This is a genomic window from Roseibium sp., from assembly GCF_965229775.1.
In the GTDB taxonomy this organism is placed as follows: domain Bacteria; phylum Pseudomonadota; class Alphaproteobacteria; order Rhizobiales; family Stappiaceae; genus Roseibium.
In genome coordinates, this window is record NZ_OZ245929.1 from 4,458,154 (window position 1) to 4,477,269 (window position 19,116).

Consider the following 19,116-nt stretch of genomic DNA (forward strand, 5'->3'; position numbering starts at 1 on the left):
CGGCAAGGTTTTCCGAAAGGGAACGGCTGCACCCGGCCGATGGACGGGAACGCACGCGGCGGCGTTCGCCCGTTTCGTCCACCGCTGGGAAACGCCACGCGCTGACTCTCAGTTGCGCGCGTCGAAGGTTTTGTCCAGCGCACCCATTTCCTTGAAATAGTCCTGAAGCCTGTCGACGAACCGGCGCACCTTGATCGGAATGAAGCGGTTGGACGGGTAGACCGCGTGGATCGGGTGCGGCGGGTATTGCCATTCGGGCAGGACCAGCTCCAGCTCACCGGAAGCCAGGTAGGGCTCGATCAGCCAGCGATTTGCAATCGAAATACCGAGCCCTGCAAGCGCAGCCTGGCGCAGGGTGGAGGAATTGTTGACGATCATGGCCGGATTGATCTTGATCGACAGCTTTTCTCCGAGCGTGCTGATGAACGGCACCCGGTCGCCCGTCGAGATGTTCTTGTAGAGCAGGTACTCGTGTTCGGGCAATTCGGCCGGGTGGCGCGGGCGGCCCTTGCGGTCGAGATATTCCGGCGACGCGACCAGGCAACGCTGCGCAACACCAAGACGCCGCACGATCAGCCGTTCGTCCCTGATTTCCCCCATTCTGATGGCGACATCCAGCCGTTCCTGGATGACATCGACAAACTGGTCGGACAGCGAAATGTCCAGCAGAAGACAGGGATGTTCCTTCTTGAACCGAATGAGGAAATCGGACAGCACGCTTTCCGCAAATCCGAGGGGCAGGCCGATCGAGAGCGGGCCGGACATCTGGGTTTCATCGCTCTGGACCGATCTGTCGGCCTCGACCATCCTTTCCAGGATGTCTCGTGCGTAGGCGTAGTAGCGTTCACCGGCTTCCGTGAGCTGAAGCTGCCGCGTCGTGCGATTGAGCAAACGCGTGCCGAGCTGGTCCTCAAGACCCCTGATCTGCTGACTGATTGCGGGTTGAGACACCCCGAGGTGTTTGGCAGCTGCCGAGAAGCTGCCGAGATTGACCGATTGAACGAAGCCTGAGAGTGCGCTGAGTTTGTCCATGTGAGCCCTTGAAACCGACGCCGGTGGGAGTGCCTGTATATATAAACTATACTTATGAGTTTTATAAGGTTGCCCGCTCTTCAAAAACAAATTGAATGAAACAATTTCTAGGAGGCCCCGCCGGTGTCACGGTTGGCGGCCTTCAAATACATCTTCTTCAGGTCAAGCCGGGAGGCAGTTTATGACCCATTCCAATCCTTCTCTTTCCAGACGTTCCCTTCTGGGCGCCGCAGCTGGCGCTGGCGCTGGCGCAATCGCGGCTGCCGGAAGCGTCACGCTCGTCGGTGGCGCTGCCAATGCGGCCGCGCCCAAGGCCGGTCAGCCGATGGCGGGTGCCTTGCGCTACAAGGTGGGCGACATGGAAGTGACCGCACTGCTGGACGGTTATCTCGACGTCACGCCAGAGGTTGTGGTCGGCTACGATGCGGCGGAAGGCAAGCGCCTCAGGGACGCCGCGCTGATCGAGGGCGACGCTCTGCGCATTCCCGTCAACGCCTATCTGGTCAATACGGGCGACCGGCTGGTGCTGGTCGACGCCGGAACCTCCGATGCGCTCGGCCCGACCATGGGCCGTCTTCCGTCGGCGCTTGAAGCGGCCGGTGTCTCGCCGGACCAGATCGACGCGATCCTGATCACGCACATGCATCCCGATCACCTGTTCGGGGCTGTCGATGGCGACGGCAACAGGGTTTTCGCCAATGCGGAACTGATGCTTCCCGAAACCGACAATGCCTTCTGGTTCGATGACGCAGCCATGAATGGTGCGCCTGAACAGTTCAAGCCCTTCTTCCTCGGCGCGCGCAAGGCCGCGGATGCCTACAAGGGCAGCCAGACGCTTTTCTCCGGTAACAAGGAACTGATGCCGGGTGTCAGTGCGATGGCGCTTCCGGGACATACGCCGGGTCACACGGGCTACGTCTTTGACAGCAACGGCGAAACACTGGTGATTGCGGGTGATATCATCCACATGACGGTCTACCAGTTCGACCAGCCGGGCTGGGGAATCGGTTTCGACATCGATTCCGGCAAGGCCGCCGAGACGAGAAAGAGCTTCTTCGATCAGGCGGCGACCGACAAGCTGCTCTTTGCAGGCGCCCACATCCCGTTCCCGGGCATGGGCCGCGTTGCCAAGGACGGCGACGCCTATCGTTTTGTGGCCGCCGGATGGCCCTACGCCTATTGATGATTTCGTCTTCGAGCCCGGCGGCCGTCCGCCGGGCCTGAAAAGACCATCGAATAGGGTCTTGCTTGTTGCGGTTGGTATTACCTGATCCCGAAGCCGGAGAAGGGCAGGTAGGCGACCAGGTCGCCTTCCTTGATTTGCGTGACGTCTTCCGGGATCTCGATCAGGCCGTCTGCTTCGCGCAGTCCCGTGATCAGGCCGGATCCGTCACGCATGAATTTCCGGGCAACCTGCACACCATCGCCATTGGTTTCCAGATAGCCCCGGTAGAACTCCCTCCGGTCCGGCTTTTTCTTCGGAATTTCAAAGCCGGCCGGCACCTGAAAGCTCTGCGGCTCAAGGAATTGCCCGCCGCCGAGGACACTCATGACCGGCCGCGCATAGAGGAGAAAGCAGACCATCGCGGCGACCGGGTTTCCCGGAAGTCCGAGAAAGACGCAAGACCCGATGGTTCCGAACATCATCGGCCGGCCGGGCTTGATCGCCAGTTGCCACATATGCTGCTGACCGAGTTTGTCGAGCGTATCGAGGATGTGATCCTCTTCACCGCGGCTGGCGCCGCCCGTCGTCAGGATGACGTCGAACCGCTCCGCCGCATCCCGCAGCGTGCGTTCGATCAGCATCTTGTCGTCCTTCAGGATGCCGAGATCCTCGATTTCGACCGGGGCAGTGGCGGACAGGCCGCGAAGAAGGAAATGGTTGCTGTCATAGACGTCGCCGACCGTTATCAGGTCGCCGGGCCGGCGCACCTCGTCTCCGGTCGAAACGAGCGCGACCCTGAGTTTCCTGTAGACGCTGACATCCGGCTTGCCGGTCGATGCGATGGCCGCCATGTCCTGCGGCCGCAATCTGTGACCAACCTTGACGATTGACGTACCGGCCGAAACGTCTTCACCGGCTTTGCGGCAATTCGCACCGGGTTTCAGGCCCTGCGGAATGATGACGAAGTTCTCGCCGTCCTGCGTGTGGGTTTCACAGTCCTCCTGCATGGCCACGGTATCGGCGCCGGGCGGCATGACGGCGCCGGTGAAAATCCGGGCGGCGGCCCAGGGGCCAAGAACGGTGCTGCTTGCGTGGCCGGCCGCGACGCGCTGATTGAGCCGGAAGAAACCGCCGGCTTCATCGAAATCCGAATGCCGGAACGCGTAGCCGTCCACGGCGGAATTGTCGGCAAGAGGAACATCGCGCGGCGCGCTCACATCTTCGGCAAGGATCCGTTCAAGCGAATCCTCTAGCGGGATGGTTTCAGCATCCGCAATCGTCGTCAGCCTGTCCTTGAGGATCGCAAGCGCCTCATCATGTTTCAGCCTGTCCTTGTCGTGCAGAAAGCAGTCATCCAGCAGACGTTTTGCCGTCATGGTCCGGTCCTCTCCAGATCGAGGTGGCGCTCGATGAAATCGGCCATGGCCGGAACATCGTCCAGGTCGAAGACGGGCAGGCCTTCATCGGGCAAGGCATGGTCTGCGGCGACGGCGAGAATATTCGGGTCCCGCGGGGCGAGGGGGCCGCGATCGAGGGTTTCCGTTCGCCTAGCCTCGATTTTTGGATGATCCTCGCGTTTGTAGCCTTCGATGAGGACAAGATCGCACGGTGCAAGCCGTGCGAGGATGTCGGCCAGAGACGGCTCGTCCTCCTGCCGCAATTCGTGCATCAGCGCCCACCTGCGGCCGGAAACCAGGGCGACCTCGCTGGCACCTGCCTCGCGGTGCCGGTAGCTGTCCGCTCCAGGCTTGTCGATGTCGAAATTGTGGTGCGCGTGCTTGACGGTCGACACCTTGAACCCGCGCGCCGTGAACTCCGCGACCAGCCGGGTCACGAGTTGCGTCTTGCCGGAGTTCTTCCAGCCGGTGATACCGAAGACGGGTGTGGTGGTCATGTGAAGCGTGCACTCAGCGTATTGCGGACCATCGCCAGGTCGTCTGGCTTGTTGGCGTTGAAGAAGGGATCGAGACCCGTTGCCGGGTCCAGATCGAAGGACACTTCCACGCTGTCGTGCCGGTCGACGAAGGCGAGCACCTTTCCGCTCTGTCCGGTCTCGAGCCACCTGTGAAGATCGTCTTTCAGCCTGACGGGCCAGAGCCCGAAAACGGGATGCAATTTGCTGGAGGACGAGGCAAGCGCGATCACCGGGACATCGGCCGGCACGGAGGCACACAAGCGCTCCACGAGGTCGGTCGGAAAGAACGGCGTGTCGCCGGCGACCGATACCACGTGACTGACCGCGGGATGGCATGTGTCCGCGTGGGTCAGTCCCGCCAGAACTCCTGCAAGGGGGCCCGCGAACTCGCCGACGGGATCGGGAACAACCGGAAGCCCGAACTGCGCGAACCGCGCCGGGTCACCATTGGCATTCAGAACGATGTCAGGGACCTGTCTGGACAACCGGGCGAGGATCACGTCCAGCATCGACTTGCCGCCGATATCAAGCAGGCTCTTGTCGCCGCCGCCCATGCGCCGGGACTGCCCGCCCGCCAGGACGCACCCGAGAACCTTGTCGATGGTCAAGGCGTCGCGCTTTGCCGTCATTGCGCTGCCAGGCTCCCTTTTCGTTTCGATTTTTCCGGTTCGTCCTCGGCGGTGGCGGGGTCCATGTCGAACTCGATGCGCTCTGATCCCGCCAGGGCCACGAACCTTTTGCCCCTTGCACGGCCGATCAGCGTCAGCCCGGCCCGTTGTGCCAGTTCGACGCCCCAGGCTGTGAAACCGGAGCGCGACACGAGAATCGGAATGCCCATCATCACGGTCTTTATCACCATTTCCGATGTCAGCCGCCCGGTCGTATAGAAGATCTTGTCACCCGCAGGGACACCATTGAGCATTATCCATCCGGCGATCTTGTCGACCGCGTTGTGTCTGCCGACGTCTTCCATGTAGACCAGCGGACGGTCTTCCTGGCAAAGCACGCAGCCGTGTATGGCTCCCGCCTCCAGGTAGAGGGAAGGCGTCGTGTTGATCGTCTTGGTCAGACTGTAGAGCCAGGACGTCCGCAGTCTGGCGTCCGGCGGCAGCGATGCCGTTTCGAAACCGTCCATGACATCGCCGAAAACGGTTCCCTGCGCACAACCCGACGTGCGGACCTTCTTTTTCAGCTTTTCCTCGTAGTCGGTCTCCCGCTCGGTGCGGACAACCACGACCTCGAGATCATCGTCATAGTCGATTTCGGTCACGACATCGTCGTCGGTGAGCATGTTCTGATTCTTCAGGTAGCCCACAGCGAGCAGGTCCGGATGATCGCCGATCGTCATCATCGTGACGACTTCCTGCGCGTTGAGATAAAGGGTCAGGGGTTTTTCGGTCACGACCCTGGTTTCGACGGATTGCCCGTTCTGATCGATTCCGGTGACCGTCGTTGAAAGCCTGGCGTCCAGGGGGTCGGGTTTCAGCACGTAAGGGCCTGACAAAGGCGCGTAACTCCACAACTGATTGTTCTGGAGACACTATGGGACGCGGCGGGCAAAGGGCAAGGTCTTATACCAACCTCGATAAGCAAGAACCTATTCGATGGGCTTAACTGTGCAAAGTGCCTTGCACCCGCCTGCAGGACGGGCGCCGGTCATTCGATCTGCGGAAGCAGGAGCTTGGCGCAGCGGAAGCACGGACTGGACACGATGGGCTTCCGGCATGCGCATCAGGGCATCAAGGTTGACGCGGCGCAGGCAACGCCGCGGCGGGCATCAGATCATCAGCATGTCATTGGTGAGCCGACCGGCCTGCAATTCGGCCGCGAAGTGGCTGAAGGCCAGATAGGCTTCGTCCCGCGTGACGTCGCCCGGATGATCCAGCAGCGGGCGCAGCACCGGATGGGACGCCGCTGCGACACCGTCCGTCAGATCGCGGAAGAACATGAGTGAATTGGGGAAGAGGCGAAAATCCACGGGCTCGTGGATGATGCCCTCGATGCTTTCAAGGCGCGGATCGTTCATCACGCAATAGACGGTATCCAGCACCTGTCCGGTCTGGCCTTCCAGGATCTGGACAATATGCTGGTCGACGAGCAGCAGGGCTCCGGTCACGCCCGCTTTCCGGTTGATCCTGCGGATCCGGAGGAGGGTTCTGTCGATCTCGTCGGGCAACGGCAAACGCATGTTGTCCCATTTGATTTTGCTGCGGTAGCAGGCGCGATAAAGCTCCATTGCGTGTCCAATCGTTTCTGTGCCGATAGACAAAGCCTGCGCCTCAATTCCTCACAATTGCTTAAAATCTTAGTCAAATTGGAAGAAGAAGTGGGGAAACGCTGAATAGATTGTAAAGTTCTGAGGAAACCAGTGCTTCACCGTTGCGTTCATGGTCAAAGAAAGCTGTGAAAAACCGGACGCCAAATCTTTGTGTGGAAAATTCATCGTTGCCTTGACAGGGTGTAGTCCAGCCCCGCTCTGACGGCAGGCCACTCATGAGAGAGAATCGAATACACCGCCGTGTCTCTCAATGACCCGTCCGCAGCAAGCTGATGCGATCTGAGGACGCCGTCGAGTTTCGCGCCAAGGCGCTCAATCGCCGCCCGGCTCTGCCTGTTCATGAAGTGGGTTCTGAACTCTACGGCAATGCAGTCGAGGTCTTCGAAGGCGTGGGCGAGTAGCATGCGTTTGCATTCGGAATTCAAGCCGGTTCTCTGGACCGATTTGCGGTACCAGGTCGAGCCGATTTCAACGCGCTTGTTCGCCGCATCGATGTTCATGTAGGTCGTCATGCCCACAGCCGTCCCGGCCGGTGTCAACACGGCGAACGGCAGCATCGACCCGGCCTCCTGCAACGCGAGCCGGCGGTTGATCTCGGCCTCGACTTCACCGGGCGCCGGAATGGACGTGTACCAGGCTTTCCACAGGTCTCCCTCGGCCGCGGCCACGGCCAGGTCTGACGCATGGCTCTGCGCCAGAGGGCAAAGGGTTGCGTGAACGCCTGTCAGGGTAACGGGAGGGGGCCAGCTCATGCATGTGCTCCGGAGTTCAAATTGCGGTGTTTCAGAAGGGACGTTCCTCGCCGCTCCACTTGAAGAACCTACCTGTGCGATCAAGGTCGAGCGTTGCCGCGACGTCCAGGATACCAGCGGCGACATCGGCGGGACAATTGTCGGCCGCAGCCCCACCCATCGATGTCCGCACCCAGCCGGGATCGATCAGTGCGACCGGAATTCCCTCGGGCTCCAGTTCGGTTGCCAGACCCTGCATGACCTTGTTGACCGCGGCTTTCGAGGCCCGGTAGGCGAGGGTGTCCGGCTTGCGGTATCCCATCCAGGACATCTGGCTGGAGATGGTGAGGATCTTCGCGTCGTCCGACTTCCTGAGATGCGGCAAAAAGATCTGAGAAACCGCCAGCGGGGCGAGCGTGTTGACTTCCAGCGTTTTCAGGAAGCCCTCGAAGTCCATGTCGAGCGGGGATTGCCGGTCCGGGGTGATGATGCCGGCATTGTTGATGAGCAGATCGAGGACCTCATCGAGGTCCTCCGCGGCGCGGCGCACGCCGTCGTGGTCGGTCACGTCGAAAACAAGCGGAACATAACCTTCGCCGAGCGTTTCAGCGCTTTCCCGTGCTGCTGATTGCGACCGGACCGATCCGTAGACGGTCCAGCCGTCGGCGAGAGCCTTTCGCGCAAGCTCGAGGCCGATCCCGCGATTGGTCGCGGTGATGAGACAAGTGGGCATGTGACGTCCTGATGTTCCGTTGGCCTTGAGATGGCGCTTTCCAGTGCGGCCAGTACACTACCGCGAGCCCGCTGCGGTGCAACCGGGATTCGCGCCGGCCGCCGCATTATGCCCCGTGTGTGGCTGCCGCAGTCAAAAAACAGACGCATGCAGCAATTTGGCGGCTTGTTTTTGTCGGCGCGCAAATTAGATTTCCTTGCGAAATACCGCGTTTCCTTCAGACGGTGCGCACAGCAACAGGACAGTGAAATGAGCGATGGAATCAAGCAGGCCGTGATCGAGAGCCTGAAACAGATCAAGGGTCCGGACCTTGAAGGGAACATCGTGTCGCTCGGGCTGGTTTCCGATGTGTTCGTCTCCGACGGCCGCGTCGCCTTCTCAATCACCGTCCCCGCCGCACGCGCGCAGGAACTCGAACCCTTGCGGCAAGCGGCCGAAAAGGTTGTCAGGGAAGTGGACGGCGTCGAAAACGCCATGGTGGCGCTGACCGCGGAGCGCGCTCCGGGCGCCGCACGCAACACCGCACCCCCACCCAAGCCGGCCCCCCGTCCGGCGCAACGCGCACCTGAAGAACAGGCGGCAGCCAAGCCCGGCGTGCCGGGGATCAAGCACATAATTGCCGTTGCTTCGGGCAAGGGCGGCGTTGGCAAGTCGACGACAACGGCCAATCTTGCGCTGGGTATGGCGGCGAACGGCCTGAAAGTCGGCGTTCTGGATGCCGACATATATGGCCCTTCGGTGCCACGGCTCTTCAATGTGTCGGGCCGGCCGGAAACCGTGTCGGGGCGCGTTCTGAAACCGCTTGAGGGGTATGGCATCAAGGTCATGTCGATGGGCTTCATGGTCGAGGAGGAAACCCCCATGATCTGGCGCGGGCCAATGGTCATTTCCGCGCTGACCCAGATGCTCAGGGAAGTCGCCTGGGGCGACCTCGATGTGCTTGTCGTCGACATGCCCCCCGGAACCGGCGACGCACAGCTCACCATGGCGCAACAGGTTCCCCTTGCAGGCGCGGTGATCGTCTCGACACCTCAGGATCTGGCACTGATAGATGCCCGCAAGGGCCTGAACATGTTCAAGCGGGTCGACGTGCCGGTGCTGGGAATCATCGAGAACATGAGCTATTTCCTCTGCCCCGATTGCGGCAGCCGCCACGACATTTTCGGACATGGTGGTGCCCGTGCGGAAGCAGAACGCCTCGGCGTTCCGTTCCTCGGTGAAATACCGCTAACCATGAAGATACGCGAGACTTCGGACGCCGGCACACCGATCGTGGTGTCTGATCCGGAAGGTCCGGTCGCCGAGATCTACAAGACCATTGCGGGGCAGGTCGTCGCCGCGATCGAAAGCGCTGCAACCTCGCCCGATCGGGCCGCCCCCAAGATCGTCTTCGATTGAACCGAAAAACCGGATTCCTGCAATTGAAGACGAATTCGGGCGGGCTTCCGTGATTGAACACACTGCTGTCCGGTTTAACTCGGAATTGATCCAGCGAGGCGATCCCAGCCCATGAGCTTGTCATTCCGGCTGAAGCGCAGCGGAAGGCCGGAACCCAGTAACCACCGGACTTTCCGTCTTGTTTCAGCCTCCGGCCACTTGGAGTACTGGTTCCCGGTCTTGCCGCTGACGCGGCAAACCGGGACGACAAATCGGGGGAACAATTCCGTATCCCGATTTGGCGCCGCACGGAACCATGCCGCTTTCTCAAAGACATAAGTTCGACAGTACTTTCTAAACCGGACAGCAATGGATTGAACACGTGCATGACCGGATGCGTTCAGCGGACGCGGGTGATGTTATGCGGGCGATTTTTCAAAACACACAGATTTTTAAATAGGTCGGTAAGTCAGAGAGTTAGCGCTGCTTTCCCTAGGGAGAGGCTACGCTTGCCGAAGTCGTCTTTACGGCACGTGACACATTTTCACGGGCAGATCACGCCCCGGCATTAGAGTACCCTGCGTTGAGTGTGGAGAATTTTCAATCAAACGTAGGGGTTGCGCTGCGGAATGGACTATGGCCATCCAGAGCAGAACAGGATCGTCGAGGCACCGTCTCTCGGTGTTTTGATTGCCATATCCACGGTCAGTCCGCTGGCAATGCAGATTTATCTGCCGTCATTGGCCGGGATGATGATCGTGTTTTCAGCATCGGCCGGCGAAATTCAACTCTCCATGTCCGCCTATTTCATCGCGGTGGCGGTGTCGCAACTGTTCTGGGGACCCCTGTCGGACCAGTTCGGACGCCGGCCCGTGATTGTCGCGGGAATGGCTCTGTTTGTGGCGGGTACCGTCTGGTGTCTTTTTGCCCCGACGATTGAGTGGCTGATTGCCGCACGTGTCCTGCAGGCGGCGGGGGGAAGCGCCGGCATGGTGCTCGCACGGGCAATCGTCAGGGATCTCTATGGCCCCGCCCAGGCCGCAAGCCGGATCGGCTATGTCATGATGGGCATGGCTGTCATGCCCACGATCGCACCGGCCCTTGGCGGTGTCCTGGATGCGTATTACGGCTGGCAGGGTGGTTTCTTCCTGCTGCTGCTGATCGGGCTCGGCGCTTTCCTTGCAAGCTATCTTTTTCTTCCCGAAACCAATCTGTCGCGCCGTTCAGCAGGTTTCGGCAGGGCCTTCCGGGCTTATGGCACCTTGATGAGTGAACCCCTGTTCTGGAGCTATGCGCTGACCGCGTCCTTTGCCGCGATGACGTATTTTGCCTATCTCGGCGGTGCGCCATTCATCGCCGCGCAGCTGCTCGCGTTGAGCGCAGCGGAAATGGGTCTGTATTTCATGTTCGTTGCGATCGGATACATTGCCGGCAACTTCCTGTCCGGGAAATTTTCCGAGCGGCTCGGGCTCTATCCGATGATCATTTCAGGTACGCTGCTGAGCGCCGCCGCCGTTGCGATGATGGGAGGGTTCGCCTCCGCCGGCATCGTTACGGCGGCGAGCCTCTTCCTGCCGATGTTCGTGCTGGGGCTCGGCAACGGTGTGTGCCTTCCAAGTACGATTTCGGGTGCGGTCAGTGTCCGTCCGGAGCTCGCGGGTGCGGCATCCGGGCTGGTTGCCTCGATGCAGGTCGGATTGGGGGCGGCTGCCGGGACACTCGTCGCGTGGCTGTTTGCAGACAGTTTTCTCGCCGGCTCAGCCTGGAGCATGATCGTGATCATGGCTCTCGGGGCCGCAGCCAACCTTGTCGCGGCAATGACAATCAAGCGGGCCACGGCCTCACAGCGCTTCGTGCCCGCTGAATAGCGGCCTTGCTTCTCTTTTGGTGACAAGCCTGACGGCGGCAATCAGCCGCCTGTCACGCTCATGTGGCGCGAGACCGCCGGCTGCTTGGAATTCCGGTCGATGACGAAATCATGGCCCTTGGGTTTGCGTCCGATCGCCTCGTCAATAGCGGTGTTCAGGACGTCGTTGCCCTCCGATGCCCGCAGAGGGGCGCGCAGATCGGCCATGTCGTCCTGCCCGAGGCACATGTAAAGCTGTCCGGTGCACGTGACGCGCACGCGGTTGCAGCTTTCGCAGAAATTATGCGTCAACGGTGTGATGAGGCCCAGGCGGCCGCCGGTTTCCTCGATCGTCACATACCGCGCCGGCCCGCCCGTTTTGTAGGGGATGTCCGTCAGCGTGAATTGCTCCGAAAGCCGCTGGCGCACTGTTGAGAGCGGCAGATACTGGTCTGTCCGGTCGCCGTCGATTTCGCCGAGCGGCATCGTCTCGATCAGGGTCAGATCATGGCCCTCGCCATGACACCACTTCAGCATCTCGATGATTTCGTGCTCATTGACGTCCTTGAGCGCCACCATGTTGATCTTGACCTTCAGACCGGCAGCGGTTGCTGCACGGATGCCGCCGAGTACCTTTTCAAGATCGCCCCAGCGGGTCACGGCCTTGAATTTCTGCGCATCGAGTGTGTCGATGGAGACATTGATGCGGCGGACACCGCAATCGTAGAGCTCCGTCGCGTAGCGGGCGAGCTGGGATCCGTTTGTGGTGATCGTCAATTCTTCGAGAGCCCCGCTGTCGAGATGACGTCCCAGGCTCCGGATCAGGCTCATGATGTTCTTGCGCACCAGCGGCTCGCCACCGGTGAGGCGTAGCTTGCGGACGCCTTTTTCGATGAACGCGGAGCAAAGCCGGTCGAGTTCTTCGAGACTCAACACTTCCCGCTTGGGAAGAAAGGTCATGTCCTCCGCCATGCAATAAACGCATCTGAAGTCGCAGCGATCGGTCACTGAAACGCGCAGGTAGGTGACGGCACGGCCGAAGGGATCAATCATAGGAGATGTCGGGCCCGGGGCATCGGCCGAATTGGTAGGAACGACAATTTTCCCGTCTGTCACGCTTTACTCTCCCATGCGTTCATTTTTGTTGACCACATCATATGGCGCGCCGTGAGACAATAGCAATGGAAACCGCCATGCCTCGGGACACTCCGGACGACAGGTAAACTTGAGAGTGTAGTTTTGTCAATCGCGTGCTTCAGGTCTTCTCGTCGCGGTTCGCATCGAGAAGGGTGCGGATCTCGGCAAGGGCAGGGACAAGCTCGCGGATCCTGTCTTCCGGATACTGGTTCCGGAAGACGTCTATGTCGGGATCGATCGACTTGATGGCGGCGTCGCGAAACAGCCGGCCGGCATCTGTCAGCCACACGGTCTTGCTGCGGCCGTCTTCGGGATTCGGACGGATCTCGACGAGGCCGTGCTCCACCAGGCCGCTCAGCGTATGGGTCATTGTGGTTTTCGGGACCTGAAACGCCCTGGCGAGCGCGAGCGGGGTCTGTCCGTTCTTGACCCGGATGAGGTGATTGACGACGCTGAAATGCGGTAGGGTCAAACCCTTGGGCAAACGCGCCTCCAGAGCTGTGCGGCTGAGCTGCGCGATTATCCCGATTTCGTTGAAGAACGCGAAGAAGAGCGTTCGGGTTTCGTTATCCATTCATGATCCGTGTTTCGAGCGGCCAGCGCGGCGAGGGAGGCGTTGTTGGACCGTAACCCAATCTGCCCAGCATCTGAACCGTTTCGCCGGGCTTGGCAAGGAGTTCGTGCGCCTTACGATAATGCGGCCGCATTTCCTCGAATTCCTGGAGCGCCTGGCTTACAGGGTGCAGGGCGAGCCCCAGTCTTGTGGTTTCCAGGTTCAGGCGCAGCCAGCGCCGCCCGGCGTCAATCTGGTCCCTCCGGGCATTTGACCGGGTTGTCAGGACGACATAGGCCGGCGTTGCAGCCAGCATTTCGCGATAGATCGTCACACCCTCCTGAAACCCGGTCGAGGCCGGGTCGAGCTGATCCTTCCGGTTCAACACACCGGCAAGCATCAGGGTTTCAAGAAAGGGGCCGCCGAGATCGATTCCATCCGGATTGGCATTGATTTCGGATTTGCCGAACCGCATCAGGTCAACGCTTTCCTTCAGCGTTCTGTGGGTCTGCATCTCCGTGAGCCAGGCATTCCAGGTAAGATCCCTGATCTGAGCCACCTGAACGGTGTCGGTTATGACGGTGCCGAACGGTTCAAGTGCCGCGACCATGCTTGCGGGGATAGCCTTGTCCTGAAACGGCTCCTTGCAGGTCCGCCTTGCCAGGATCTGATTTGCCAGGGGATCAACACCGCCGCCGGCCCGCAGCGACACGCGGGCGACCGGGCCGTCCTCGCCGTCCGGGAACAGCACGATATCCGCGGCACGGTTCTTCAGCGTGGCGGCGACGGACATCAACTCCAGAAAGCATCCCAGACCGATGAAAATCTGACGATGAAACGGATCGGTATGCGGCAGATCCCTGGTCTCGTCCCGATGCAGAAGGAAATCGTCGTCGCCTGAGAGTTCGAGTAGCCAGGGTTGCCTGTTGTGCGGGTTGGGAGCCAGCAATGCATGGGACAGTGCGAACAGCCTCGGGTCTTCGTAAGTGCCGGCAGTGTCCCACGGTGCGAGTGCTTTTTCAGGCGTACGCGTTGCCAGGAAGGTGCCGGCTGACGCGGTGGCCGCAACCACGGCACCGCCGCCGAGAATCGCGAGGGTCTTTCTGCGTGTCAGGGTCATCAGTCTCTCCATTGGTACGATATCGAACTAAATAGTGCGAAATCGAACTAAAATCAACCTGGCTGCCGAATTTTCGGAATTCTTTGAAAGAGAGACTTGTAATGACACTAAAAGGTGTTATTTAAAATAACACCAAAAGGTGTTGTTAATGGAGGTGCAGATGCGCATGACGAAATGCCTGGGGGCGGTTGCGGTCACCCTTTTTTCTGGTGCTCCGGTTGTCGGGGCCGCTGCGGCAGAGATCAAGCTGACGGCTCAGCCGGACCTTGCATGGCAGACGACGGCCGAGGGTGTCGCCTTCGCGCCGCTGAAAGGGAACCGGTTCGAGGAAAGCTACATGGCGATGGTGCGGTTGCCGGCCGGTCTCGTCAGTCCGGTCCACACCAAGAGCGCCGGAATGTATGGCCTCGTTGTTGCCGGTGAAATGGTTCATTTGGCCGGGGACGGGGGGGACCGCACGGAAAACGTCCTGAAAAGCGGAGACTACTATGAAATCCCCGCCGGGCTGCCGCACCTGAGCAAATGCGTCTCGCAAGTCGATTGCGTCACGTTTCTTTATCAGGACGGACCGTTTGACTTTCTGCCGGTCGGGGAGGAGCGCCGATGAATACGGGACCGCAACCTGTTTTCCGGGCGCTTTCCGATCCGACCCGGCGCGAGATTCTGCTGCATTTGAGCCGGGAAAGCCTCGCGATCTCCGAAATTTCGGAACGGTTCGGCATCACGCGGACCGCAATCAACAAGCATCTGGCGATCCTTGAGGAGGGCGGTCTCGTCAGAAGCGAGACGATCGGACGGGAGCGCCGGAAGAGCCTCTCTCCTGAGCCGTTGAGGTCGGCATTCGAATGGCTCGGATTCTTCGAACAGTTCTGGGACCGCAAACTGGCAGATCTGCAGCGTGAAATTGCCAGGGACATGAAGGAAAAGGAAGGAAAACCGAAATGACTGCGACCACGATCACCAAGACAATTTTTCTGAACGCGCCGCGCGAACATGTCTGGTCATTCCTGACCGAGAAGGACAAGCTTGCACGCTGGTTCCATCCGGCGGAAGAAGACCTGCAGGAAGGCGCGGATTACACGCTTCTCGACCAGCATGGTGACATGAACAGGATCTGCTGGGGCAGGGTTCTCGAAATGAAGCCGCACGAACGCCTCGTCTATACCTTCACCGTGAAGCCTTTGAACGGGGCCATGACCACCGTCCGCTGGACGCTGGAGGATGCGGCTGGCGGAACGCGCCTGACGCTTGTTCACGAGGGCATTGAACAGGCGGCCGGAGAGGCAGCCTTCATGATGCTGAGTGCGCTCGATGCGGGCTGGGACGAGCATTTCGGACGGTTCCGCACCCAGGTTCGCGAACCTGTTCCTGCGTAATTGGCGCATCGATGCCGGCGGCCGGCGGAAATTGCCGGCCGCACCGTTGATCCAGTCGCGGTCATGGACGTATTTGGAACAGTCAACATATTCGAGGCATCATGACCACACTTGTTTGGTTCCGGCAGGACCTGAGAACAGCTGATAACCCGGCGCTCCATGAAGCGGTGAAAAACGGGCCGGTTCTGCCTGTGTTCGTGCTGGAGGATCCGGCGCAGACCGGTGAGACCCATCCGCTCGGGGGTGCCAGCAAATGGTGGCTTCATCACAGCCTTGAAAACCTCGCACGGAACCTGCCGGGCCTGATCGTATGCAGGGGCGACGCGCGCTACATCATTCCGCAGATCGCACGGGAGAGCGGGGTTCGCTCGGTCTGCTGGAACCGGTGCTACGAGCCGCAGGCGATCGAGCGCGACACGGAAATCAAGTCCCTCCTGAAGGACGGCGGTTTCGACGTCCAGAGCTTCAAGGCATCGCTTCTGTTCGAACCATGGGAACTCGCCAACAAGACCGGAGGCTCCTTCAAGGTCTATTCGCCCTTCTGGAAGACGGCGCAGCAGCAGCCGGTGAGCGCGCCCTTGCCCGCACCAAAAGACGTGACCTTCTTGGACAGCGCGCATGGCGAAGCGCTTGAGAACCTCAGCCTGCTGCCGTCAAAGCCGAATTGGGCGGCGGGATGGGATCGCCTGTGGCAGCCCGGTGAGGACGGCGCGTCGGAGCGCCTGAAGGCGTTTCTCGCGGAAGGCCTTGAAGGCTACGGCGAGCTTCGAAACCGGCCGGATTTGCCGAATGTCTCCAGGCTGTCCCCGCATCTGCATTTCGGCGATATCTCTCCGCGGCAGATCTGGCACGAAACCTGGAAGGCGATCGATGCCGAAGACGGATACCGCAAGGACGGTCACAAGTTCCTGTCGGAAATCGCCTGGCGCGAATTCTCCTATCATCTCCTCTATCACTTTCCGGAGCTGCCACATGCGAACTGGCGTCCTACGTTCGACGCCTATCCCTGGCGCGAGTCTCCGGAAGATCTCGAACTCTGGCAAAAAGGTGAAACCGGCTATCCGATCGTCGACGCGGGCATGCGTGAACTCTGGCACACCGGATACATGCACAACCGCGTCCGGATGATCGTCGCGAGTTTTCTGGTCAAACACCTTCGTTTGCACTGGCGCCATGGCGAGGCCTGGTTCCGGGACACGTTGCTGGACGCCGACCTTGCCAACAATTCCGCCAGCTGGCAGTGGGTGACCGGATCCGGGGCCGATGCGGCGCCTTACTTCAGGATCTTCAATCCGATCACGCAGGGCAGGAAATTCGATCCGGACGGTACTTATGTGAAGACCTGGGTACCGGAGTTGAAAGGGTTGGAAACAGACTATCTGTTCGAACCGTTCAGCGCCTCAAAGACCGAACTGGAGCGGGCGGGTATCGTGCTCGGCAGGGACTATCCCATGCCGATTGTCGATCACGCCGCGGCACGGCAGGCGGCCCTGGACGGATATGAGGCGGTGAAGCTCGCCGGTCAAAACGCCGCTTGACGCCTAGACTGTGCGCAGTATCGTCCCGGCACACCTGAAAACTCAAACGTTCCGGAAGAAAATCAATGGCGGACGAGTCCACTCCCTGGCCGACAGAATTGCGGGTCGCAAGCGACAGGAAAACGCTGACAGTTGCGTTCGACAATGGGACTGCCCATGACCTGTCCGCTGAATATCTGAGGGTGTGCTCGCCGTCTGCGGAGGTCAAGGGGCATGCGCCGTCGCAAAAGCAGACGGTTCCCGGCAAGCGCAATGTCGAGATCATCAAGGTCGAACCGGTGGGCAACTACGCCGTTCGCATCCATTTCGACGACATGCACAGTTCGGGCATCTATTCATGGCGCTATTTGCTGGACCTCGGCGAGCGGCCGGAGAACCACTGGGGCGTCTACCTCCAGGAACTGGCGCAAAAGGGTCTCAGCCGGGACATCTAGATCCGGGTTATCCATATTGAAGGCGCGAATCGGATAGACTGGTGGAAGGCTGACCCCGAGCCTTCCCCCTCCGACCGGAGAAGCAGCTGACCTGCAGGGCTCTAGGGTACGCACTCATAATTGAAGTCAATTTGGCGGCAGAAATGGCGAAATCGGCTTCATTTATGAGTCCGTACCCTAAACCCAATTGGCTTGACGCGCGCGCATGAGGAGGGATTGCGGACCGGCGCAAACAGGATCTGCCAATGAAGCTATCCGCTCCGGTCTATCGCCTCAGGCGCAGGGCCAGAAACCTTGCCAGACGCGAAAACATTCCTCTTTCAAAGGCACTGGACCGCATCGCGAATGCGGAAGGGTTCATCAGCTGGAACCGCCTGGCCTCCGTTTACGGAAAACGTGCGCCATCGGCACGCCTGCTGGAGGTTCTTCAGCCAGGCGAATTGATGCTGCTGGCCGCACGCCCCGGGCATGGAAAGACACGCCTGGGTCTCGATCTGTTGTCGGAGGCATCCAGCCGTGGCTTCTCCTCGGTGTTTTTCTCCTCGGAGTTTTCCGAAAAGGAGCTGTCGCAGCTTGGTCCGGCGATCCGGCATCCCGGGCCCGGACGAGACAGGGTCGAAGCCGTGCTCACGGATACATTGAACGCGCACACGGTTACGGATTGTCTTTCGGGAAACGCTGGTGGTGTGGTCGCTGTCGTCGACTATCTGCAGGTACTGGACCAGAACCGCGCGGCACCCGAACTGTCTGACCAGGTCGAAATGCTCAAGGGTTTCGTGGCCGCCAGGGACGTGCGGCTGGTTGTTCTGTCGCAGGTTCACCGGTCCTATGACCCGGCAGGCAAGGCTCTCCCGGACTGGACGGACGTCAGGCTGCCCAACCCCGTCGACCTGTCGCTGTTCGACAGGGGCTGCTTTCTGCATGACGGCAAGCTGGCCGTTCACCCGGGACCCGAATGACAGGGGAAGGCGGGAAAGCTGACGAGGCAACGAAAAAAGGCCGGATCACGAGATCCGGCCTTTTCTTGATTGAGCTGCGGTCGATGCTTAGCGCTTGACCACGATCTTGGAGCCAACGCTGACGTTCTTGTAGAGGTGGATCACGTCTTCGTTCGCCATGCGGATGCAGCCTGAAGAAACTTCAGAACCGATTGTCCACGGCTCGGTGGTTCCATGAATGCGATAAAGGGTCGAGCCGATATAGAGCGCGCGGGCACCCATCGGGTTGTTCGGGCCGCCCGGCATGTAAGTCGGCAGGATCCGGCCCTTCTTGCGTTCACGCGCCCGCATCTGCGCCGGCGGTGTCCAGCTCGGCCATTCCGCCTTGCGGGTCACACGGTGCGTGCCGGCCCACTGGAAGCCCTGCTTGCCGACGCCAACGCCGTATTTCATGGCCTTGCCGTTGGGCAGAACGTGATAGAGGCGGCGCTCGGACGTGTCGATCACGATGGTTCCGGGCGAGTATGGTCCGCTATATTTGACCTGCTTGCGCCGCACGGGCGACTTGCCGCCGGGGTGATACTTCGGCGTCACCCAGGTGTTGGTGCTGTGGTCGAAGTACCCGGCGCGAGCCGACACTTCGGCGGGCAGCAGGAACGAGCCTGCCAGTATTGCAATCACTGCGTAGAAATAAGTCTTCATATTTATCCCCCTTCAGCGCCTGCCCACGTCAGAGCGCGCGTCACATCGAAGGTTACGTTAGGAAAATCTCCTTGCCGCACTATTAACAATCATGGCCTAATTTTGATTGGAAGGGAATCTCACGATGATGTGAGGAGGCGGCCGGTCGATCAAATGTGCCGAAATTGCAACGTGAATTCCTCCCATTAAGAGAAGAATTGTGTTTTTGCACCTAAAGATAGCATCACTTTCTTCAATTCGG

At 60.1% G+C, this 19,116-nt stretch carries 21 protein-coding genes; 9 read left to right on the plus strand and 12 right to left on the minus strand.

The window, feature by feature from the left end; translation table 11 throughout:
* Positions 1-108: 108 nt before the first annotated feature.
* A complete protein-coding gene (locus ACO07N_RS20105; protein ID WP_421982731.1) occupies positions 109-1,032 on the minus strand; it encodes a LysR family transcriptional regulator in 924 nt (307 codons plus the stop codon).
* A 181-nt stretch (positions 1,033-1,213) separates the two neighbouring features.
* Between ACO07N_RS20105 and ACO07N_RS20110 the strand changes: the two genes are divergently transcribed.
* Entirely contained in the window at positions 1,214-2,215 is a 1,002-nt protein-coding gene (locus tag ACO07N_RS20110; protein ID WP_421982732.1) for an MBL fold metallo-hydrolase, read from the plus strand.
* An 80-nt stretch (positions 2,216-2,295) separates the two neighbouring features.
* Here the strand turns inward: ACO07N_RS20110 and glp are convergent, their stop codons facing one another.
* The 7 genes from glp to ACO07N_RS20145 all read right to left on the minus strand — a co-directional run bounded on the left by glp (position 2,296) and on the right by ACO07N_RS20145 (position 7,854).
* Complete coding sequence (gene glp, locus ACO07N_RS20115; RefSeq protein ID WP_421982733.1) at positions 2,296-3,573, minus strand: gephyrin-like molybdotransferase Glp; 1,278 nt, start codon at positions 3,571-3,573, stop codon at positions 2,296-2,298.
* Positions 3,570-4,091, minus strand: coding sequence for a molybdopterin-guanine dinucleotide biosynthesis protein B (gene mobB / locus ACO07N_RS20120; protein ID WP_421982734.1), 522 nt, complete (start codon positions 4,089-4,091; stop codon positions 3,570-3,572). The genes glp and mobB overlap by 4 nt, the downstream gene beginning before the upstream one ends.
* A complete protein-coding gene (mobA, locus tag ACO07N_RS20125) occupies positions 4,088-4,741 on the minus strand; it encodes a molybdenum cofactor guanylyltransferase MobA (protein WP_421982735.1) in 654 nt (217 codons plus the stop codon). The genes mobB and mobA overlap by 4 nt, the downstream gene beginning before the upstream one ends.
* A complete protein-coding gene (gene fdhD, locus ACO07N_RS20130; RefSeq protein WP_421982736.1) occupies positions 4,738-5,601 on the minus strand; it encodes a formate dehydrogenase accessory sulfurtransferase FdhD in 864 nt (287 codons plus the stop codon). The genes mobA and fdhD overlap by 4 nt, the downstream gene beginning before the upstream one ends.
* 288 nt (positions 5,602-5,889) lie before the next feature.
* Positions 5,890-6,348 (minus strand): BLUF domain-containing protein, encoded by a 459-nt coding sequence (locus ACO07N_RS20135; protein ID WP_421982737.1) that lies wholly within the window; start codon positions 6,346-6,348, stop codon positions 5,890-5,892.
* Between the two features lie 203 nt (positions 6,349-6,551).
* Positions 6,552-7,142 carry a GNAT family N-acetyltransferase gene (locus ACO07N_RS20140; protein WP_421982738.1) on the minus strand — a complete coding sequence of 197 codons (591 nt, stop codon included), beginning with the start codon at positions 7,140-7,142 and terminating at the stop codon, positions 6,552-6,554.
* Between the two features lie 31 nt (positions 7,143-7,173).
* The gene (locus tag ACO07N_RS20145; protein ID WP_421982739.1) at positions 7,174-7,854 is read right to left on the minus strand and encodes an SDR family oxidoreductase; all 681 of its coding nucleotides are present in this window, start codon (positions 7,852-7,854) and stop codon (positions 7,174-7,176) included.
* 249 nt (positions 7,855-8,103) lie between these two features.
* Between ACO07N_RS20145 and ACO07N_RS20150 the strand changes: the two genes are divergently transcribed.
* Together ACO07N_RS20150 and ACO07N_RS20155 are read left to right on the plus strand one after the other, a co-directional pair.
* Positions 8,104-9,252, plus strand: a complete 1,149-nt coding sequence (locus ACO07N_RS20150; RefSeq protein WP_421982740.1) for an Mrp/NBP35 family ATP-binding protein — start codon at positions 8,104-8,106, stop codon at positions 9,250-9,252.
* A 608-nt stretch (positions 9,253-9,860) separates the two neighbouring features.
* Positions 9,861-11,099, plus strand: a complete 1,239-nt coding sequence (locus ACO07N_RS20155; protein ID WP_421982741.1) for a multidrug effflux MFS transporter — start codon at positions 9,861-9,863, stop codon at positions 11,097-11,099.
* Positions 11,100-11,140: 41 nt separating this feature from the next.
* On the opposite strand, the gene moaA is transcribed toward ACO07N_RS20155, so the two are convergent.
* The 3 genes from moaA to ACO07N_RS20170 all read right to left on the minus strand — a co-directional run bounded on the left by moaA (position 11,141) and on the right by ACO07N_RS20170 (position 13,887).
* The gene (gene moaA / locus ACO07N_RS20160) at positions 11,141-12,130 is read right to left on the minus strand and encodes a GTP 3',8-cyclase MoaA (RefSeq protein ID WP_421982742.1); all 990 of its coding nucleotides are present in this window, start codon (positions 12,128-12,130) and stop codon (positions 11,141-11,143) included.
* A gap of 202 nt (positions 12,131-12,332) precedes the next feature.
* Positions 12,333-12,788: a MarR family winged helix-turn-helix transcriptional regulator gene (locus tag ACO07N_RS20165; RefSeq protein WP_421982743.1), complete on the minus strand. Its 456-nt coding sequence runs from the start codon at positions 12,786-12,788 to the stop codon at positions 12,333-12,335.
* On the minus strand, positions 12,781-13,887 hold the full coding sequence (locus ACO07N_RS20170; protein ID WP_421982744.1) for an Acg family FMN-binding oxidoreductase: 1,107 nt from the start codon (positions 13,885-13,887) through the stop codon (positions 12,781-12,783). The genes ACO07N_RS20165 and ACO07N_RS20170 overlap by 8 nt, the downstream gene beginning before the upstream one ends.
* Positions 13,888-14,047: 160 nt before the next feature.
* Here ACO07N_RS20170 and ACO07N_RS20175 point away from each other — a divergent pair, with 160 nt between their 5' ends.
* From ACO07N_RS20175 to ACO07N_RS20200, 6 genes are all read left to right on the plus strand, one after another.
* Entirely contained in the window at positions 14,048-14,494 is a 447-nt protein-coding gene (locus ACO07N_RS20175; protein ID WP_421982745.1) for a cupin domain-containing protein, read from the plus strand.
* On the plus strand, positions 14,491-14,832 hold the full coding sequence (locus tag ACO07N_RS20180) for an ArsR/SmtB family transcription factor (RefSeq protein ID WP_421982746.1): 342 nt from the start codon (positions 14,491-14,493) through the stop codon (positions 14,830-14,832). Before ACO07N_RS20175 ends, ACO07N_RS20180 begins: the two co-directional genes overlap by 4 nt.
* Positions 14,829-15,263, plus strand: a complete 435-nt coding sequence (locus ACO07N_RS20185; RefSeq protein ID WP_421982747.1) for an SRPBCC family protein — start codon at positions 14,829-14,831, stop codon at positions 15,261-15,263. The genes ACO07N_RS20180 and ACO07N_RS20185 overlap by 4 nt, the downstream gene beginning before the upstream one ends.
* Before the next feature lie 101 nt (positions 15,264-15,364).
* On the plus strand, positions 15,365-16,801 hold the full coding sequence (locus ACO07N_RS20190; protein ID WP_421982748.1) for a cryptochrome/photolyase family protein: 1,437 nt from the start codon (positions 15,365-15,367) through the stop codon (positions 16,799-16,801).
* 65 nt (positions 16,802-16,866) lie between these two features.
* Positions 16,867-17,235 (plus strand): gamma-butyrobetaine hydroxylase-like domain-containing protein, encoded by a 369-nt coding sequence (locus tag ACO07N_RS20195; protein WP_421982749.1) that lies wholly within the window; start codon positions 16,867-16,869, stop codon positions 17,233-17,235.
* Positions 17,236-17,480: 245 nt separating this feature from the next.
* Positions 17,481-18,194, plus strand: a complete 714-nt coding sequence (locus ACO07N_RS20200; RefSeq protein ID WP_421982750.1) for a DNA helicase — start codon at positions 17,481-17,483, stop codon at positions 18,192-18,194.
* A gap of 87 nt (positions 18,195-18,281) precedes the next feature.
* Here ACO07N_RS20200 and ACO07N_RS20205 read toward each other — a convergent pair whose 3' ends face one another.
* Positions 18,282-18,875, minus strand: a complete 594-nt coding sequence (locus ACO07N_RS20205; RefSeq protein WP_420332096.1) for a L,D-transpeptidase — start codon at positions 18,873-18,875, stop codon at positions 18,282-18,284.
* Between the last annotated feature and the right edge of the window lie 241 nt (positions 18,876-19,116).

Coding starts and splice junctions, on each gene's coding strand:
- ACO07N_RS20105 (WP_421982731.1), bottom strand. CDS start 1,032: ATGGACAAACTCAGCGCACTCTCAGGCTTCGTTCAATCGGTCAATCTC.
- ACO07N_RS20110 (WP_421982732.1), top strand. CDS start 1,214: ATGACCCATTCCAATCCTTCTCTTTCCAGACGTTCCCTTCTGGGCGCC.
- glp (WP_421982733.1), bottom strand. CDS start 3,573: ATGACGGCAAAACGTCTGCTGGATGACTGCTTTCTGCACGACAAGGAC.
- mobB (WP_421982734.1), bottom strand. CDS start 4,091: ATGACCACCACACCCGTCTTCGGTATCACCGGCTGGAAGAACTCCGGC.
- mobA (WP_421982735.1), bottom strand. CDS start 4,741: ATGACGGCAAAGCGCGACGCCTTGACCATCGACAAGGTTCTCGGGTGC.
- ACO07N_RS20135 (WP_421982737.1), bottom strand. CDS start 6,348: ATGGAGCTTTATCGCGCCTGCTACCGCAGCAAAATCAAATGGGACAAC.
- ACO07N_RS20140 (WP_421982738.1), bottom strand. CDS start 7,142: ATGAGCTGGCCCCCTCCCGTTACCCTGACAGGCGTTCACGCAACCCTT.
- ACO07N_RS20145 (WP_421982739.1), bottom strand. CDS start 7,854: ATGCCCACTTGTCTCATCACCGCGACCAATCGCGGGATCGGCCTCGAG.
- ACO07N_RS20150 (WP_421982740.1), top strand. CDS start 8,104: ATGAGCGATGGAATCAAGCAGGCCGTGATCGAGAGCCTGAAACAGATC.
- ACO07N_RS20155 (WP_421982741.1), top strand. CDS start 9,861: ATGGACTATGGCCATCCAGAGCAGAACAGGATCGTCGAGGCACCGTCT.
- moaA (WP_421982742.1), bottom strand. CDS start 12,130: ATGATTGATCCCTTCGGCCGTGCCGTCACCTACCTGCGCGTTTCAGTG.
- ACO07N_RS20165 (WP_421982743.1), bottom strand. CDS start 12,788: ATGGATAACGAAACCCGAACGCTCTTCTTCGCGTTCTTCAACGAAATC.
- ACO07N_RS20170 (WP_421982744.1), bottom strand. CDS start 13,887: ATGACCCTGACACGCAGAAAGACCCTCGCGATTCTCGGCGGCGGTGCC.
- ACO07N_RS20175 (WP_421982745.1), top strand. CDS start 14,048: ATGCGCATGACGAAATGCCTGGGGGCGGTTGCGGTCACCCTTTTTTCT.
- ACO07N_RS20180 (WP_421982746.1), top strand. CDS start 14,491: ATGAATACGGGACCGCAACCTGTTTTCCGGGCGCTTTCCGATCCGACC.
- ACO07N_RS20185 (WP_421982747.1), top strand. CDS start 14,829: ATGACTGCGACCACGATCACCAAGACAATTTTTCTGAACGCGCCGCGC.
- ACO07N_RS20190 (WP_421982748.1), top strand. CDS start 15,365: ATGACCACACTTGTTTGGTTCCGGCAGGACCTGAGAACAGCTGATAAC.
- ACO07N_RS20195 (WP_421982749.1), top strand. CDS start 16,867: ATGGCGGACGAGTCCACTCCCTGGCCGACAGAATTGCGGGTCGCAAGC.
- ACO07N_RS20200 (WP_421982750.1), top strand. CDS start 17,481: ATGAAGCTATCCGCTCCGGTCTATCGCCTCAGGCGCAGGGCCAGAAAC.
- ACO07N_RS20205 (WP_420332096.1), bottom strand. CDS start 18,875: ATGAAGACTTATTTCTACGCAGTGATTGCAATACTGGCAGGCTCGTTC.